The following is a 17507-nucleotide window of genomic DNA, read 5'->3' on the forward strand; positions in this document are numbered from 1 at the left end:
CCGTCCCCCCCAGCCCGGCGGCGGACAGGGCGGAGTCCAGGGCCGGCAGCAGGGTGTCGAGCGGAACGGGCGCGCTCAGCGCTGGTGCTCCTTCAGCCGGGGCATCAACTCCACCAGATTGCAGGGGCGGTGGCGGTTGTCCAACTGGAACACCAGAATGTCGTCCCACGCATCGCGGCAGGCGCTGGGCGAGCCCGGCAGGGCGAAGACATAGGTGCCGTTGGCCACACCCGCCGTCGCCCGGCTCTGGATGGTGGAGGTGCCGACCTTGGCGTAGCTCAGCCAGCGGAACAGCTCGCCGAAGCCGGGGATGGTCTTTTCGAACAGGGCTTCCACCGCTTCCGGCGTGACGTCGCGCCCGGTGACGCCGGTACCGCCGGTGGTCAGCACCACGTCGATCTCGGGATCGGCGATCCACGCCTGCACCTGCGCGCGGATGGCGGCCACGTCGTCGCGCACGATGGTGCGGGCGGCCAGCCGGTGGCCGGCGGCGGTCAGCCGTTCGGCCAGCGCGGTGCCGGAGCGGTCGTCCTGCGCCTGCCGCGTGTCGGAAACGGTCAGGATGGCGATGTTCACCGCCAGGAACGGGCGGGTGTCGTCGATCTTGGGCATGGCGTCCGCGCGTGGGGTGGAAACGGTCAGTTGTCCGGCGTCTGCGCCACCTGTGTGGGGTGGGCGTCCTGGGGCATATAGACCGGCCAGCGGCCCGCCGCAACGGCGTCCAGCGAGTCCAGCCCCTGGCCCAGCCGCATGCGGTAGGCCCAATAGTTCGCCAGCACCTTCTGCACGTAATCCCGCGTCTCGGCGAAGGGGATGCTTTCCATGTACAGCAGCGGGTCGCCGATGCCGGCCAGCGTGTCGCGGCGCCAGCGCAGCGCGTTGCCGGGGCCGGCGTTGTAGGCGGCGGCCAGATGGATCAGGTTGTTCCCCACCTCCGGCATCGCCAGCAGTTCGGCCAGATAGCGCTGGCCCAGTTCCATGTTGATGGCGGTGTCGAACAGGGCGGACCGCTCGGTGTCCTCCCCCTCGATGTCGTCGTGGCGTTCGCGCACGTGCTGGGCGGTGGCGGGCATGATCTGCATCAGCCCCAGCGCCCCCGCCGGGCTGACCATGGTCCGGTCGAAGCGGGATTCCTGCCGCATCACCCCGAACACCAGGGCCCGGTCCAGGCTGAAGCCGTTGCGCGGCGTCCAATAGGGCAGCGGGAACAGGGCGGCGTCATAGGGCGCGCCGTCGGGCGCCGACACCGCGTTGCCCACCTGCAGCGCCAGCCCCGGCAGCCCGGCGCGGTCGCCCAGCAGCAGCATGGCCTCGGCCACCAGCCGGTCGCCGCGGGGATGGACGCGGCGCAACTCCCGCTCCGCCATGTCCTTGCGGCCCGCCTGCAGCAGCCCGATGGCCCGCGCGCCCGCCGGGTTGGCGGCCAGCGCCGCCAGATGGCGCCCGGTCAGGTCCGGCATGTCCCAGTGCAGCGGGTTCATCACCCCCAGCGACCGCCCCGCCAGCATGCCGTAAAAGGTATGGGGGTAGCGGGCGGCCAGTTGCAGATACCCGCGCGCCTCCGCCTTGCGGCCCAGCCGCACTTCCATCCGCGCGGCCCAGAAGGCGGCGGCGGCCATCTGCCACGGCGACGACGGCCCGGCCTTGACCATGGCGGTGAAATGGGCGTCGGCCCGTTCGGTCTGTTTCAGCCGCCACGCGGTCAGCCCGGCGACCCAATGGGCCAGCGGCACCCGGTCGCCCGACCGTTCGGCGCTGGCGGTGGCCAGGGATTGGGCGGTGCGCACGTCACCGGCATAATAGAGGGCGGCGGCGATGCGGGCGCGGGCGGCGTCGTACTGGGCGGCTTCCAGGTGACGGCTGTACTGGGCGTCGTTCAGCAGCGCCAGCGCCGCCGCGGGCTTGCCGGCGGCGATCAGGTCGGCGATGCGCCCGGTGACCGCCACGCCGCCGCGGCCGCGGCCCGACCGGCTGGACGGCGACACCGCCTGCGAATCCTCGTCGTCCTCGTCCGCCGTGCGGGGACGGGCGCCGGCCAGCCGTTCCAGCGAGCCTTGCAGCCGGTCGGCCTCCACCGGGCTGCGCGGCGCCTTCTGCCCGGCGGGCTGGCGGCGGACGGCCAGGGTGTGGATGCGCTCGGCGCCGGCGTGGTCGGCGTAGCGGGCCAGCCACCCGGCCAACTCGTCGTATGTTGCCTTGCGCCCCGGCAGCAGCAGCCGCTGGCGTTCCACATGGCCCATCAGCCGGCGGTCGCGGAGCCGGCGGATCTCCGCATCGGCCCCGTCCAGGTCACCGGCGGCCTGAAGCTCGAAGATGCGGCGGTAGCGCGCCGCATCCTCCGCCGGCATCTGCGCCCGCGCGGCGGCCGGGTCGTCGGCGGCCAGCAGAAGGGTGGAGGGAAGCCCCGCCAGCACGGGAATGGAAACGGGAGCGGGAACGGCAGGGGCAAGGGCGGCGGGGATCGGATCCCCGTCCGCAGACCCCGCTTCGGCGGCGGGAACAGCCGCGTCCGGTCCACGAATGATCAGGGCGGCCCGGCCCGTGCCGGATGCTCCCAAGACCGCGGCCGCCAGGGCCGCGGCGCATGCCGCCCTAAGGATGTCTGTGCGCGGACCCCCTATCCGGGGGCGTATCGCGCTGCACCAAGTCCTTAGCATTTGACATGATTTATGGAAGCATCCGAGGAACCGCAAGCCCTGGTTTTGTTCGTGCACGTATAAAATCGCCGTGACAAGAACAGCGGCAAGGGGTTAGGCACCCCCGGATTTTCGCCTTACGACGAAAGGGCAAGCCTCTGACGCAGGGTCAGCATGTCCCGCCACGCCTCGCGCTTGGACACGGGATTCCGCAGCAGATACGCCGGGTGCAGCATGGGCAGCACCGGCACCGGCGTGCCGGCGGGATACTCGAACCAGCGCCCGCGCAGCCGGGTGATTCCCTCCGCCCGGTTCAGCAGCGCCTTGGCCGCCGTGCCGCCCAGCGGGACCAGCACGGCCGGTGCGATCAGGTCCACATGCCGTTCCATGAAGGGCATGCAGGCGGCGATTTCCGCCTGGGTCGGGCTGCGGTTGCCGGGGGGGCGCCAGGGCAGGATGTTGGTGATGTAGACGTTCGTGCGGTCCAGCCCGATGGCCGCCAGCATGCGGTCGAGCAGCCGCCCGCTGACCCCGACGAAGGGGCGGCCCTGGCGATCCTCGTCCTCCCCCGGCGCCTCACCCACCAGCATCACCCGCGCCTCGGGGTTGCCGTCGGCGAAGACGGTGTTGGTGGCGGTGAATTTCAGCGGACACCCGTCGAAGGCGCGCACCGCCGCTTCCAGCGCGGCCAGGGTCCTGGCCTCTCCCGCACGGGCGCGGGCGGACGCCCCGGCCTCGCTGGCGCCAAGGGGGGGGCCCAAGGAAGCACCCAGGGGTGAGGCGGCGGGAATCGGCAGCGCTGTTGACGCATACGTCATCCGATTCGCGTGCACGTCACCCCTGGCAGGGGGCCGGGGGGCGGATGCCGGGGCCGGAGTCGGGGCGGGACGGGCGGCGATGGTGGTCCAGTCCAGGGGAATTTCCCCAATGGATTCATCGCATCCGACCTCAACATGCCAGCGCAGGGCCGCGAGTATGTCGCATGTGTCACTCATGATTTGACCTTAGCACCAATCTTATGGTCATACATGGAGGGTCGGAACATTCGGGAGCGTATGCTCGCCACCGCACCCCCGCCAACGGGGGCGCTTTCTCGGACTGGGAGGTTGGGGCCATGGAGCGCGAACCGCGCGAGGTGATGGAATATGACGTTGTGATCGTCGGCGGCGGCCCGTCGGGTCTGTCCGCCGCCATCCGGCTGAAGCAGCTTGCCAACGAGGCCGGGAGCGATCTTAACGTCTGCCTCATCGAAAAAGGATCGGAAATCGGTGCCCACCTGCTGTCCGGCGCGGTGTTCGAGCCGCACGCGCTCCAGGAACTGATCCCCGACTGGCAGGAAAAGGGTGCGCCCCTCCACACCAGGGCCAAGGAAGACCGCTTCCTCTTCCTGACCGAAACCAAGTCCTTCGCGTTCCCCATGGTGCCCCCCACCATGCACAACGAGGGGAACTACATCATCAGCCTGGGCAACCTGGGCCGCTGGCTGGGTGAGCAGGCGGAAGCGCTGGGCGTGGAAATCTATGCCGGCTTCGCCGCGGCGGAGGTGCTGTACGACGACTCCGGTGCGGTGAAGGGTGTCGCCACCGGCGACATGGGCATCGGCAAGGACGGCCAGCCCACCGGCAACTACACCCCCGGCGTGGAACTGCACGCCCGTCAGACCATCTTCGCCGAGGGCTGCCGCGGGTCGCTGACCAAGACGCTGATGGCGCGCTTCGCCTTGCGCGACGGCGTGGACCCGCAGACCTACGGCATCGGCATCAAGGAGTTGTGGGAGATCGACCCGGCCAAGTCGCGCCCCGGCCTGATCGAGCACACCATCGGCTGGCCGCTGGACCCCAAGACCTACGGCGGTTCGTTCCTCTACCACCTGGACAACAATCTGGTGTCGGTGGGCTTCGTGGTCGGTCTCGATTACGAGAACCCGCACCTGTCGCCGTTCGAGGAATTCCAGCGCTACAAGACCCACCCGGCGATCCGCCCGACGTTCGAGGGCGGGCGGCGCATCGCCTATGGCGCGCGCGCCCTGTCGGAAGGCGGGTTCCAGTCGATTCCGAAGCTGACCTTCCCCGGCGGCGTGCTGGTGGGCGACACCGCCGGTTTCCTCAACGTGCCGAAGATCAAGGGCAACCACACCGCCATGAAGTCGGGCATGGTGGCGGCCGAAGCGGTGTTCGAGCATCTGACCAAGGGGAATGCCGGGCCGGAAGCCACCGAATACCCCGAGCGTCTGCGGGCGAGCTGGGTGTGGGATGAACTCTACACCGTGCGCAACATCCGCCCGGCGTTCCGCTGGGGGCTGTTCCCGGCGCTGGCCTATGGCGCGCTGGACACCTACATCCTCAAGGGCCGTGCGCCGTGGACCTTCCACCACAAGCACGCCGACAACGCCACGCTGAAGAAGGCCAGCGAGGCGCCGAAGATCGCTTACCCCAAGCCGGACGGCAAGGTCAGCTTCGACCGCCTGTCCTCGGTGTTCCTGTCCAACACCAACCACGAGGAAGACCAGCCGGCGCATCTGACGCTGAAGGACGCCGAGACCCCGATCCGGGTCAACCTCGCCCTCTACGACGCGCCGGAAACCCGCTACTGCCCGGCGGGCGTGTACGAGATCGTGCGCAACGAGGACAACACCAACCCACGCCTGCAGATCAACGCGCAAAACTGCGTGCACTGCAAGACCTGCGACATCAAGGATCCGACCCAGAACATCAACTGGGTTGTGCCGGAAGGCGGCGGGGGGCCGAACTATCCGGGGATGTGAGCCCAGCCACTCCGAATCCACCCCTATCCCCCCTCTCCCCTGCGGGGAGAGGGCCGGGGTGAAGGATGATTTTCGCGCGTCAGCCCGAAAATCAAGCCGTAAGGCTCTCGAAATCAGGATTTGGCGTTGCTTCGCAACGGATGTTGGGCCTACCGGCGCGACATCCGACCCTCACCCCCGCGCTTCGCGCGCCCCTCTCCCCGGAGGGGCGAGGGGGGTATCCCGCAACACTGGGGCCGGTCGGGCGTAGTGATACCCCTGCACCAGATCGGCCCCGGCATCGGCGGCAAGCTGGTGCTGGTCGGCGGTCTCGATTCCCTCGCACACCGCCTGGGCGCCCAGCGAGTGGATGATCTCCACCAGCCGCGGCAGGATCAGGCGGGCGCGGCGGTTGTGGGTGGCCTGCTCGATCAGGCTGCGGTCCAGCTTCACGATGTCCGGCGTCAGGTGCCACAGCCGGTCGAAATTGGAATGGCGGCAGCCGAAATCGTCCAACGCGATGCGGTAGCCGCGGCGCTGGTACGCCTCCACCGCCACAGCCAGATGGCCCAGATCGTCGATGCCCGATTCCAGAATCTCCAGAACCACCCGGCTGGGCGACAGACCGCACTGGGCCAGCAGCGCTTCGAACGCCGCCCCGTGGCCGCCGCCGACGCTGAGCAGGTGGCGCGCGTCCACGTTGAGGAAAAGCGTGTCGCCGGCCCGCGCCTGACGGGCGAAGTTCAGGGCGTGGACCGTGCGGCACAGCCGGTCGAAGGTCACGATGTCCGCCCCTTGCGGCCGGGCAAAGGCATCCGGGGGGGCCAGGGGGCTGCCGTCGGCGTCGGTGGCGCGCAACAGCGCCTCGAACGCCACGGGCTGATGGGTGCGGGGGTCGAGAATCGGCTGAAAGACGCTGCGCAGCGTCAGCCCCTTGAAACGGGCAAAAGCGGCCCCATCCTCCCCATCCCGGTTCAGACCCACCCCATCATGCCCGCAAAAATAGTTTTCGATGCCGGTATCGTGCCGCAAGGGCGGGGTTCGGGGATTGATTGCAACGTTCATGGCGCTCTCCCGGCCTTCTCACGGAACCGAGGATAGGAGATTGCGATAACAATGTACAGGAGAACGCCGGGAAAGCGTGGAATATTCTACAGTTATACAAATATATAACGTTCAATCCACAGCAAGCATCAACCGTGCGCCCAGCAGGCCCAGCGCGGCGGCGGCGGCCCGGTCGAACCAGCCTTTCCCGCGCAGATAGGCGGCCCGCGGCCCCGCCGAGGAAAACACCACGGCGACCAGCGTGTACCACCCCGCCTCGATCAGGAAGACGGCGGGCGGCAGCGCGGCCACGATCCACCCCGGCGGCTCGGCGGGCAGCAGCGCGGCGAAGATGCCGCCATAGACCAGGGCGGTCTTGGGGTTGCTGATCTGGGTCGCCAGCCCCAATCCCAGGCTGCGCCAGAACCGCGGCGGTTCCCCGGCCCCGTCCAGGCGGACGGCCATGGGCTCCCCGGCCCCGCGCCACAGCCGCCACGCCAGCAGCAGCAGATAGCCCCCGCCGAGGATCTTCAGCCCGAGATACAGCCACCCCACGGTGCTGAGCAGGGCATAGAGACCCACCAGCGCCAGGGCGGCGAACACCACCCCGCCGGCCCCCATGCCCACCGCCGCCGCCACCCCGTCCGCCCGCGACCGGGCCACCGCGGTGCGGGCCACCAGCACGAAGCTGGGGCCGGGGCTGGCCGCCCCCATGGCCAGAGCCGCCAGAATAGCGAGGAACGCAAGCACGGGGTCCATGAAAAGATCCTTTACGGCAAAGAGGGCTGCCAGATTACAGCCTCGCCGGATCAGCCACCGTGCGTTCGTTGGTCACATTGCCGGTGTTCAGCGTGGTCTTCGGCTCCAGCAGCAGCACCGCGCATTCCTCCGGTGCCACCGGCATGTGCTCGACGCCGCGGGGCACCACGATGAACTCGCCCGGTTCGACCCACACGTCGTGACCGCGGAAGCGCATCAGCATCCGGCCCGACACTACGAGGAACAGTTCGTCCTCGGCCTCGTGGTGATGCCAGACGAATTCGCCCTTCAGCTTGACCAGCTTCACATGGCTGTCGTTGACCTCCCCGGCAATGCGGGGGGACCAGTGTTCGGAGAAGGAGGCGAAGGCGTCGGCCAGGTTGACTTTCTTCACGGGGGGAAACTCCTTCCAGATTGGGGATCAGGGATCGGTGGGCACCAGCGCCGCCATCGCCCCCTGCCCCTCCGCGGCCAGACCGGCGGCCACGCCGGCGCGGTCGGCGGGGGTGCGGTTCTGGCTGGCCTTCCATTTGCCCTCGATGCGGGCGATGGGGATGCGGATGCCGACGATGCCCTTCAGTTGCGCGGCGATGAAGTCCGCCGGGGCGTCGTCCACGCCCCAGGGGTCGGCGCGGCCCGCCTCGTGCCGGTCGCTCAGGCGGGCGACCACCCCGTGCAGGCGTCCGGCGTCCTCGAACACCTCCAGCGGGCCATAGGCGTGGACGGCGACGTAGTTCCAGGTGGGCACCACCTTCCCCGTCCCGGCCTTCGTCGGGTACCACGACGGGGTGACATAGGCGTCCGGTCCTTGGACCATCACCAGCGCCTCCACGCGCGAGTCGAAACGCCGCCATTGGGGGTTGCCGCGGGACAGGTGGCCGTAGAGCGTGCCCCGCTCCCCCTCCGCCTCGTCCAGCAGCAGGGGCAGCGGCGTGGCCTCCAGCCCTTCCGTGCCCATGGTCACCAGGGTCGCCAGCCCCGCCCGGCGGATGGCGTCGAACAGCACGGGCAGGCGGTTCTCGGCGAACGCGGGCGGGACGTGCATGGGCGTTCCTCAGCTCTGGTAATCCAGGCCCCAGACCCGGTAGCGTTCGGGGTCGTCCAGCCAGCCTTCGCGCACCTTGACGAACAGCATCAGGTGGACGCGCTGTTCCAGCATCGCCTCAAGCTCGGTGCGGGCGGAGGAGCCGATCTGCTTGATGCGCTGGCCGCCCTTGCCCAGAACGATGGCCTTCTGGCTTTCGCGCTGGACATAGACGACCTGGCTGATCTTCACCGACCCGTCCTGGAACTCCTCCCACGCTTCCGTTTCCACGGTGGTGGCATAGGGCAGTTCCTGGTGAAGCTGAAGGAACAGCTTCTCCCGCGTGATTTCCGCCGCCAGCAGCCGCATGGGCATGTCGGAAATCTGGTCCTCGGGGTACAGCCACGGCCCCTCTTCCACCTGGGCGGCCAGGAAGGAGCGCAGCCGGCCCACGCCGTCGCCGGTCTGGGCGGAGATCATGAAGGTGTCGGTGAACACCCCCTCGGCGTTCAGCTCCTGCGTCAGCGCCAGCAGGACTTCGCGCTTCACCAGATCGATCTTGTTGAGGATCAGGATGGCCGGACGCTTGCTGTCCTTCAGCCGGGCGATGATGCCGCGGGTGTCGTCGTCGATGCCGCGGCGGCTGCTGTCATACAGCACCGCGATCATGTCGGCCTCTTCCGCCCCCTGCCAGGCGGCGGCGACCATGGCCTTGTCCAGCCGGCGGCGGGGGGTGAAGATGCCGGGGGTGTCCACGAACAGCAGCTGGCTGTCGCCCTCGATGGTGATGCCCAGCACGCGCGAGCGGGTGGTCTGCACCTTGGGGCTGACGATGGACACCTTGGCGCCGATCATGGTGTTGACCAGCGTCGATTTGCCGGCGTTGGGCGCGCCCACCAGCGCCACGAAGCCGCAGCGGGTCTGACCGCCCTCCCCGTCCCCGGCATCCGCGTCATCCCCCGCCGGGTTCAGGGATTCGAAATCGTCACTCATCAACCACAACTCCCACCAGCCGCAGCAGCGCGCGTGCGGCATTCTTCTCGGCAATGCGTTTGCTGGAGCCGGCGCCGTCCGCCGCCCCCACACCGTCAACCATCACTGTAACCTGAAATTCCGGCGCATGAGCCGGGCCGCGGCATTCCACCAGGGCATAGGAGGGCAGCGGCTTTCCCTTGCCCTGCGCCCATTCCTGCAAAATCGTCTTGGGATCGCTGGGCGGGGCGGCGGAGCGGTCGATGCGCCCGGCCCAGCGGTCGCGCACGAACCGGTACGCCGCCGGCATGCCGCCGTCGAGATAGAGCGCGCCGATCACCGCTTCGCACGCGTCGGCCAGGATGGTGGCGTTGGTGCGCCCGCCCCCCGCCGCTTCCGACGGCGACAGCCGCAGATGGCCGCCCAGCCCGATGGACAACGCCACCTGCTCCAGCGTTTCCCGGCGGACCAGGGACGCGTGGCGCTTGGCCAGCGCCCCTTCCTTTTCGGTGGGGAACCGCTCCAGCAGCCATTCGGCGATCAGCAGCCCCACCACCCGGTCGCCCAGGAACTCCAGCCGTTCGTACCCCGCCCCCGGCCCGCCCGGCTGCCGGGTGCGCCCGGCCCGCTCCAGCCCCATCAGGCTGGGGTGGGTCACCGCATCGGCCAGCAGCGCCGGGTCGGCGAAACGGTGCCCCAGCGCATCGGCCAGGGCATCCAGCGTGCCCGCTTCCGGCGTGGTCATGATGTGCCCTTCGACCTCACGCGATGCCTGCATTGTCCGGGTCATTTCACGCCGGTGAACAGCCGGCCCAGGCGCAGGTCGAACGGCCAGCGCCAGATCTCATAGAAGGATGTGCCGTTATCCAGCGAGAAGAAGAGGAATTCCGCCCGGCCCACCAGATTTTCCATGGGCACATAGCCGACCATCCCCGGCACCCGGCTGTCCAGCGAGTTGTCGCGGTTGTCGCCCATCATGAACAGGTGCCCCGGCGGCACGGTGTACACGGGGGTGTTGTCCAGCGGCCCCATGTCGGATTCCTCCAGAATCCGGTGCTTGCGGCCGTTGGGCAGGGTCTCGACGTACTGGGTGGTGCGCAGCTCGCGCCCGCTGGCGTCGGTGGTGACGAAATCCTCGATCCGTTCGCGCGGGACCGGCTGGCCGTTGATGTGCAGGATGCCGCCGGTCATCTGGATGGTGTCGCCGGGCAGGCCGATGACGCGCTTGATGTAATCGGTCTTGTTGTCCTTGGGCAGCTTGAACACCGCCACGTCGCCCCGCTCCGGCACCTTTTCCATGATGCGCCCCGAGAACAGCGGCAGCCCCAGCGTGACCGAATAGCGGCTGTATCCATAAGAATATTTGGAGACGAACAGGTAATCGCCGACCAGCAGCGTGGGGATCATCGAACCGGACGGAATGTTGAACGGCTCGAAGGCGAAAGTGCGCACGCCGAACGCGATGATGACCGCGTAGAACACGGTCTTCAGGGTTTCGGCGAAACCGCCGTCTTCCTTCTTCTGGTTTTCAATCAAGGCCATGGGCTTTCGGTCGGGGGCTGGAAAACGGTCACGGGGAAAGGGGGACGGCACTGATGACCACGAACGCCTCGGCCAGCGGGTATTCGTCGGTCAGGCTGACGTCGATGCGGGCGGTGTGGCCGGGGGGGGTGATGGCCTCCAGCCGGGCCAGCGCCCCGCCGGTCAGGTGCAGCGTCGGCTGGCCGCCGGGACGGTTGACCACACCGATGTCGCGCAGGAACACACCCTGGGAAAAACCGGTGCCCAGCGCCTTGGCGCAGGCTTCCTTGGCGGCGAAGCGCTTGGCGTAGCTGGCGGCCCGCCCGCGGGCGCGGCGTTCGGACCGGGCGCGCTCCACCGCGGTGAAGACGCGGGCGATGAAGCGCTCGCCGAACCGCTCCAGGCTCTTTTCCACCCGGCGGATGTCGGTCAGGTCGTTGCCGATCCCGAGGATCAGGCCGGCGGGGGCCATGCCGGCGCCGCTCATGGGGCTCCCGTCCAGGGCGGCACCGCCTCGCGCGCCGCGTCCATGGCCGCGCGCATCCGGCGGATGGCGGCGTCCAGGCCGATGAACAGCGCCTCGCCCATCAGGAAATGGCCGATGTTCAACTCGACGATGGTGGGGATGGCGGCCACCGGGCCGACGGTCTCGTAGCTCAGGCCGTGGCCGGCGTGGCATTCCAGCCCGATGGCGGCGGCATGGGCCGCGGCGCGCCGGATGCGGGCCAGCTCGTGGTCCCGCTCCGCTCCCTCGGGTGCATCGCAATAGGCGCCGGTGTGCAGTTCCACCACCGGGGCGCCCAGCGCGCGCGCGGCGTCGAGCTGGGCCGGCTCCGGGTCGATGAACAGCGATACCCGCACGCCCGCCGCCCCCAGCTCGGCGATATAGCGTTGCAGATGATCCCGCCCGCCGATGACGTCCAGCCCGCCCTCGGTCGTCACCTCGGTGCGCTTTTCCGGGACCAGACAGGCGGCATGCGGCTTGTGTTGCCGCGCGATGCCCAGCATCTCGGGCGTGGCGGCCATTTCGAAATTGAGCGGAATGGCGATGGACGCCATCAGCCGTTCGATGTCGGCGTCGCGGATGTGGCGGCGGTCTTCGCGCAGATGGGCGGTGATGCCGTCGGCCCCCGCCGCCTGTGCCGCCAGGGCGGCGCGCACCGGGTCGGGGTGCTGGCCGCCGCGGGCGTTGCGCACGGTCGCCACATGGTCGATGTTCACGCCGAGACGCAGGGCATGAGGGGTCGGATGGCGGGTCATGGCGGCGGGCGGCTCCGGGGCAACGGTCCCACCGCGACAGGGCCGGCGCGCGGCGGAGGACTGCCGACTATATAGCGGTGCGCCGGCCCGCCGTCACCTGCGGATGCGGGCTTTTGTGATGCCGGGCCGGCGCATCCGTGCACAGCCCCCAGCGCATGCCACCCGGTTCAGGACCGGAACGTCAGGTCGTTGCCGTTCAGCAGTGTGTTGGCGAACACCCCCAGCAGCCGCACGTCGGCGGCGGTGATGTTGCCGTCGCCGCCGCTGTCCTGGACCTGATACAGCCCGGTGTTGGTGCCGTCGGTGGCCAGCAGCAGGAACGGATCCTGGCTGCCGCCCTGGGTTGTGCCGATGGCCCGCCGCACGCTGGCCAGTTCCGCATCGGCCAGGGCGGCGATGGGGGTGCCCAGGTGGAACAGCTCGATCCCCCCGCCGGGGGTGATGCCGTTGGTGTCGGCCGCCCGCTTGCCCATCACCCCGTTGTGGTCGCGGTCCAGCCCGTTGAACAGCCCGCCGAAGACCACCACCAGATCCTCGCCGCCGGCAAAGCCGTTGATGGTGTCGTACCCATACGACTGGCCGAGGCCGCCCCCCTGTTCCGAGCCGTTGTACAACACCTCGTCCCGGCCGTTGCCGGTGACGAGGTGCAGGGTGTCGGCCCCCAGCCGGCCGTTGAAGCTGACGGTCCCCGCCCCCAGCCGCACGGAATCGTCGCTGTCGCTGCCGCTCAGGGTTTCGATACCGCTGAAGAACAGGGTGCTGTTGGTGTCCAGGGTCACCACGTCGGTGTTGACGCCCCCGGTCAGCACATCCACGCCCGACACGGTGATGGTGGAGCCGGTACCGGCCAGATCGACCCATTCCAGGCCCGCACCGCCCCACAGCGCCTCGACGTCATAGACCGTCATCCAACTGAAGGAACCGCGCAGGGACACCGAATCGGAGCCGGCGCTGCCGTACAGGGTTTCCAGACCGCTGACCGCGATGACCGATCCGCTTTCGTCGCCGATGGACGTCAGGGTGACCACATCGGTGCCGGTGCCGCCGATCAGGGTTTCCATCCGGTTGGTGAACAGCGTGCTGCCCATGCCGCCCAGCGTCACCACGTCGGTTTCGGTGCTGCCCTGCAGCGCGTCGATGGCACCGATGGTCAGGGTGGAGGCTGCGGCCAGCACCACGGTTTCCCGCGCGGCGGACCCGAACAGGGTTTCGATGCCCCACACCGTCATCACCTGTTCCGCCGCCAGGCCGGTGTCGTGGGCCAGGGTGACCACATCGGTGCCGGTGCCGCCGGCGATGGCCGCCTGGCCGGCGGACACCTGCACCGTGTTCCCGGCGTTGCCCAGGATCAGGGTCGTCCCGTTGGGCAGGGCGTTCACCACCTCCACCCCCGCCATCAACACCGACGACGGCCCCTCGTCGGTGGTCCGGCCCAGGGTCACCGCGTCGGTGCCGGTGCCGCCGTAGATGATATAGGGGTTGAGCACGGTGACGGTGGAGCCGGCCGGCCCGCCGAGCTGGACCGCTTCCGTCACCGGCCCGGTGCCCCCGGACGTGTACGGCGTGCCGGTGATGGTCTCCACCCCCTGGAACACGGTGGTCACCCCGTTGACCCCCGTTCCCGCCGATACCCGCCCGGCGCTGGTGAAGAGCAGCGTGACCGCATCCTCGCCGCTGGAGCCGAACACCGATTCGATCCCCACCGCGCCAGAGGTGGGGGTGTAGACCCAGCCATGGTTGATGGTGACGCCCCCGCCGGTCAGGTTCAGAACGTCCGTTCCCGGCCCGGCGGTCAGCACATCGCCGTTGGACGCCGTGATGGTTTCACCGGCGGGGTTGAAGGTGATGTCCATGGCTGCCTCGTTCGGTTTAAAGCTGGAGCGTTCGGCAAAGCCTCCGATTGTGGTTATCATGGGGAGCGGGGAGTCCGGGCGCAAGCATCAGAAATCGCTGATCTTCCCCTTATCCCCCGGAAAAACGGCGTACCTCCCCGGCCCGCCCCCGTCAGCGGGGGGATGCCCTTGCCGTTGAGCAGGGATCCGGCGGACACGGGCTGGCAGCCGGGCCGTCGCCCCGGGCCGCAGGCCGCCTTGACAGCGCCGCCGGGAAAGCATTTGCTCACGGTTCCAACGCGCCAGCCCCGGCAGACGCCCACACCAAGACGAGAGAAAGAGGGCCGGATGAACGTCTCCTTCGCTAAGCCCGCCACGCCGACGGCCGGCGCCCTGGCCGTGACCGTCGCGGCCGGCGGCACCCTGGGAACCACCGGCAAGACCGTTGACGACGCCACCGGCGGGGCCCTGACCCGTGCCATGGCCGCCGGCCGCTTCGCCGGCAAGCGCGAGGAAACCCTGACCATCCTCGCCCCCCATGGGCTGGAGCTGTCGCGGATCGTGCTGATCGGGCTGGGCAAGGCGGAGCAGGTGGACGCCCTGACGCTCCAGGCCGTGGGCGGGGTTGCCGCCGCCGCCCTGGAAAAGGCCGGCGACGCCGGGGCCGCCATCGCGCTGGACCTGCCGGAGGGCCTGTCCCTCTCCCCCGCCGATGCGGCGGCGGAGGTGGCGTACGGTGCCCGCCTGCGCGGCTACCGCTTCGACAAGTACCGCACCCGGGAAGCCAAGGACCAGAAGCCCACCCTGACGGACCTGACCGTCCAGACCGGCGCGCCGGAAGAAGCCGCCGCCGCCTTCGCCCCCCGCGGCGCGGTGGCCGAGGCCGTGGCCTTCACCCGCGATCTGGTGAGCGAACCGGCCAACGTGATCTATCCCGAAACCCTGGCCAACGCCTGCGTCGGCCTCAGCGCCTTCGGCGTGTCGGTGCAGGTGCTGGACCTGCCGGCGCTGCAGAAGCTGGGCATGGGCGCGCTGCTGGGCGTGGCCCAGGGCAGCGCGCGGGAACCGCGGGTGGTGGTCATGCGCTGGGACGGCGCCCCCGGCGCCGAGGACAAGCGCCCGCTGGCCTTCGTCGGCAAGGGCGTCACCTTCGACACCGGCGGCATCTCCATCAAGCCGGCGGCGGGGATGGAGGACATGAAGTGGGACATGGGCGGGTCGGCCACCGTCATCGGCCTGATGCGCGCCCTGGCCGCCCGCAAGGCGCGGGTGAACGCGGTCGGCATCGTCGGGCTGGTGGAGAACATGCCCTCGGGCACCGCCCAGCGCCCCGGCGACGTGGTGACGTCCCTGTCCGGCCAGACCATCGAGGTCATCAACACCGACGCCGAAGGGCGGCTGGTGCTGGCCGACTGCCTGTGGTACGCGAAGGAAACCTTCACGCCGCGGCTGATCGTCGATCTCGCCACCCTGACCGGGGCGATCATGGTGGCGCTGGGGACCGAATACGCCGGGCTGTTCGCCAACGACGACGCGCTGGCCGCCGGTCTGGCCGCCGCCGGCACCGCGGTGGGCGAGCCGCTGTGGCGCATGCCCATGGGCGACGCCTATGACAAGGAGATCAATTCCGACATCGCCGACATGAAGAACACCGGGGCGGGGCGCAACGGCGGGTCGATCACCGCCGCCCAGTTCCTGAAGCGTTTCGTCGGCGACGTGCCGTGGGCGCATCTGGACATCGCCGGGATGGCCTGGACCAAGAAGGACAGCGCCACCGTGCCCAAGGGCGCCAGCGGCTTCGGCGTGCGGCTGCTCGACCGCTTCGTCGCCGACCGTTACGAGACCGCGTGACCCCGTGCCTCCCCCCTCTCCCGCCGGGGAGAGGGGGATTGAAAGTGTCCCACCCATGACCGACGTGCGTTTCTATCACCTGCAGCGCCGCACCCTGGAGATGGCCTTGCCCAAGCTCCTGGAAAAGACGCTTGAGCGGGGATGGCGCGCCGTGGTCATGGCCGGGTCACCGGAGCGGGTGGAAGCGCTCAACCAGCACCTGTGGACCTATGATCCCGGCGGCTTCCTGCCTCACGGCAGCGCCCGTGACGGCTTCGCCCCCGACCAGCCGGTGTGGCTGACCGATTCGGACGAGAACCCCAACGGTGCCACCGTGCTGATGCTGGTGGACGGGGTGGAGGGGGCGCGGCTGGACGGGTTCGATCTGGTCTGCGACCTGTTCGACGGGCGCGACGACGACGCGGTGGCCGCCGCCCGCGGCCGCTGGCGCGCGTGCAAGACGGCGGGCCACGCGCTCACCTATTGGCAGGAAAACGACCGCGGCGCGTGGGAGAAAAAAGCCTGAGCGCTGCGCTTTCCTCCGGATTGCCCGCTCAATTTGGAAACACCCGCCGGTTATTCCAGTTATACTGCGTGACGGGAGCGCAGGGGGGGCCGCGGTGGTATGATATCCACGGATCTTGACCGGGAAGCGGGCGGCGATATTCAGGACGCCTCCATCCTGGTCGTTGACGACAATCTGGCCAACGTCGAACTTCTGCGCGAGATTCTGACGCACACCGGCTATCGCCGCGTGCGGGGGGAAACCGACCCGCGCAAGGTGCCCGGCCTGTTGCGGGCCGAGGTGTTCGACCTGATCCTGCTGGACATCCGCATGCCCTTCATCAGCGGGTTCGAGCTGATGGAACAGGCCAAGGCCATCTATGCCGGCGACCATGTGCCGGTGCTGGTGCTGACCGCCCAGACCGACCAGGACACCCGCCGCCGGTCGCTGGAGATGGGGGCCAACGATTTCCTGACCAAGCCCTTCATCACCTGGGAACTGCTGCACCGCGTGCGCAACATGCTGGAGATCCGCACGCTCTACCGCCGCGCCGCCGCCCTCAACCGCGAACTGGAGCAGCGGGTGTCGGAACGCACCGCCGAACTGTCGGAGGCGCTGGCCGACGCGCGGCAGGCCAACCGGGCCAAGCTGGATTTCCTGGCGGTGATGAGCCACGAGCTGCGCACGCCGCTGAATTCCATCATCGGCTTCGCCGAGGTGATGGCGGCGCAGTCGCTGGGGCCGCTGGGCCACCCGGAATACCGCGAATACGTGGCCATGATCGAGGAAAGCGGCAAGACGCTGCTGACCATGGTCAATTCGATCCTGGACTACACCCGCGGCACCACCGGGGCCATCGAACTGCTGGAGTCGGAAGTGCGGCTTCCCCAGCTTCTCGACGCCTGTCTGGCGATGATCCACCCCAAGGCGCAGGCCCGCCAGGTGCGGGTGAGCCGCCAGGGATGCCCGGCGGTCAGCCTGCGCGCCGACCAGCGGCGGCTGCGCGAGATCATCCTGAACCTGCTGGACAACGCGGTGAAGTTCAACCGCCCCGGCGGCTCCGCGACGCTGGCGGCCAGCCTGTCGGCGGACCGGCTCACGGTGTCGGTGACGGACGACGGCCCCGGCGTTCCCGACGCGCTGGCCCAGCGCATCTTCAGCCCCTTCACCCACAGCGACGCGGTGCGCGCCCGCCGTCACGAGGGCATCGGCCTTGGCCTGCCCATCGCCCAGCGCTACGCCGAACTGCACGGCGGCACGGTGGAACTGGCCCAGGCGCCGGGAGGCGGGACGGTGGCCAGCGTCCACCTGCCCATCGACCGGCTTCTGACCCGGTGCGAACCGGAAGCGCTGAACTGACTCAAGCGCTTCCCGCCGATGG

Annotated in this window: 17 protein-coding genes; 4 read left to right on the forward strand and 13 right to left on the reverse strand. The window is 69.3% G+C overall.

Annotation, left to right across the window (positions count from 1 at the left end; translation table 11 throughout):
- Positions 1-75: 75 nt before the first annotated feature.
- The 3 genes from moaB to M2352_RS20125 all read right to left on the reverse strand — a co-directional run bounded on the left by moaB (position 76) and on the right by M2352_RS20125 (position 3397).
- Entirely contained in the window at positions 76-612 is a 537-nt protein-coding gene (gene moaB / locus M2352_RS20115) for a molybdenum cofactor biosynthesis protein B (RefSeq protein WP_264666283.1), read from the reverse strand.
- A gap of 26 nt (positions 613-638) precedes the next feature.
- On the reverse strand, positions 639-2414 hold the full coding sequence (locus M2352_RS20120; RefSeq protein WP_264666284.1) for a lytic transglycosylase domain-containing protein: 1776 nt from the start codon (positions 2412-2414) through the stop codon (positions 639-641).
- Between the two features lie 359 nt (positions 2415-2773).
- On the reverse strand, positions 2774-3397 hold the full coding sequence (locus M2352_RS20125; RefSeq protein WP_319802055.1) for a uracil-DNA glycosylase: 624 nt from the start codon (positions 3395-3397) through the stop codon (positions 2774-2776).
- A gap of 353 nt (positions 3398-3750) precedes the next feature.
- Between M2352_RS20125 and M2352_RS20130 the strand changes: the two genes are divergently transcribed.
- Positions 3751-5400, forward strand: coding sequence for an electron transfer flavoprotein-ubiquinone oxidoreductase (locus M2352_RS20130; protein WP_264666286.1), 1650 nt, complete (start codon positions 3751-3753; stop codon positions 5398-5400).
- Positions 5401-5571: 171 nt separating this feature from the next.
- Here M2352_RS20130 and M2352_RS20135 read toward each other — a convergent pair whose 3' ends face one another.
- From M2352_RS20135 to M2352_RS20180, 10 genes are all read right to left on the reverse strand, one after another.
- On the reverse strand, positions 5572-6444 hold the full coding sequence (locus M2352_RS20135; protein WP_264666287.1) for an EAL domain-containing protein: 873 nt from the start codon (positions 6442-6444) through the stop codon (positions 5572-5574).
- Positions 6445-6555: 111 nt separating this feature from the next.
- Positions 6556-7182, reverse strand: a complete 627-nt coding sequence (locus tag M2352_RS20140) for a LysE family transporter (RefSeq protein WP_264666288.1) — start codon at positions 7180-7182, stop codon at positions 6556-6558.
- Between the two features lie 34 nt (positions 7183-7216).
- Positions 7217-7576: a cupin domain-containing protein gene (locus tag M2352_RS20145; protein ID WP_264666289.1), complete on the reverse strand. Its 360-nt coding sequence runs from the start codon at positions 7574-7576 to the stop codon at positions 7217-7219.
- Positions 7577-7603: 27 nt separating this feature from the next.
- On the reverse strand, positions 7604-8227 hold the full coding sequence (locus M2352_RS20150) for an FMN-binding negative transcriptional regulator (RefSeq protein WP_264666290.1): 624 nt from the start codon (positions 8225-8227) through the stop codon (positions 7604-7606).
- A gap of 9 nt (positions 8228-8236) precedes the next feature.
- Entirely contained in the window at positions 8237-9199 is a 963-nt protein-coding gene (gene era / locus M2352_RS20155) for a GTPase Era (protein ID WP_264666291.1), read from the reverse strand.
- Entirely contained in the window at positions 9192-9923 is a 732-nt protein-coding gene (rnc, locus tag M2352_RS20160; protein ID WP_264666292.1) for a ribonuclease III, read from the reverse strand. The genes era and rnc overlap by 8 nt, the downstream gene beginning before the upstream one ends.
- A 41-nt stretch (positions 9924-9964) precedes the next feature.
- Complete coding sequence (gene lepB / locus M2352_RS20165; RefSeq protein ID WP_264666293.1) at positions 9965-10720, reverse strand: signal peptidase I; 756 nt, start codon at positions 10718-10720, stop codon at positions 9965-9967.
- A gap of 28 nt (positions 10721-10748) precedes the next feature.
- Positions 10749-11171 (reverse strand): holo-ACP synthase, encoded by a 423-nt coding sequence (acpS, locus tag M2352_RS20170; protein ID WP_454464570.1) that lies wholly within the window; start codon positions 11169-11171, stop codon positions 10749-10751.
- A gap of 11 nt (positions 11172-11182) precedes the next feature.
- Positions 11183-11959, reverse strand: coding sequence for a pyridoxine 5'-phosphate synthase (locus tag M2352_RS20175; RefSeq protein WP_264666294.1), 777 nt, complete (start codon positions 11957-11959; stop codon positions 11183-11185).
- A 167-nt stretch (positions 11960-12126) separates the two neighbouring features.
- Positions 12127-13812: a hypothetical protein gene (locus M2352_RS20180; protein ID WP_264666295.1), complete on the reverse strand. Its 1686-nt coding sequence runs from the start codon at positions 13810-13812 to the stop codon at positions 12127-12129.
- A gap of 327 nt (positions 13813-14139) precedes the next feature.
- On the opposite strand from M2352_RS20180, the gene M2352_RS20185 reads away from it, so the two are divergent.
- The 3 genes from M2352_RS20185 to M2352_RS20195 all read left to right on the forward strand — a co-directional run bounded on the left by M2352_RS20185 (position 14140) and on the right by M2352_RS20195 (position 17485).
- Entirely contained in the window at positions 14140-15642 is a 1503-nt protein-coding gene (locus tag M2352_RS20185; RefSeq protein WP_264666296.1) for a leucyl aminopeptidase, read from the forward strand.
- Positions 15643-15697: 55 nt separating this feature from the next.
- A complete protein-coding gene (locus M2352_RS20190) occupies positions 15698-16147 on the forward strand; it encodes a DNA polymerase III subunit chi (RefSeq protein WP_264666297.1) in 450 nt (149 codons plus the stop codon).
- 99 nt (positions 16148-16246) lie between these two features.
- Positions 16247-17485, forward strand: a complete 1239-nt coding sequence (locus M2352_RS20195) for a hybrid sensor histidine kinase/response regulator (protein WP_264666298.1) — start codon at positions 16247-16249, stop codon at positions 17483-17485.
- Positions 17486-17507: the final 22 nt, after the last annotated feature.

The sequence above is a fragment of the Azospirillum fermentarium genome, from assembly GCF_025961205.1.
GTDB classification, from domain to species: domain Bacteria; phylum Pseudomonadota; class Alphaproteobacteria; order Azospirillales; family Azospirillaceae; genus Azospirillum; species Azospirillum fermentarium.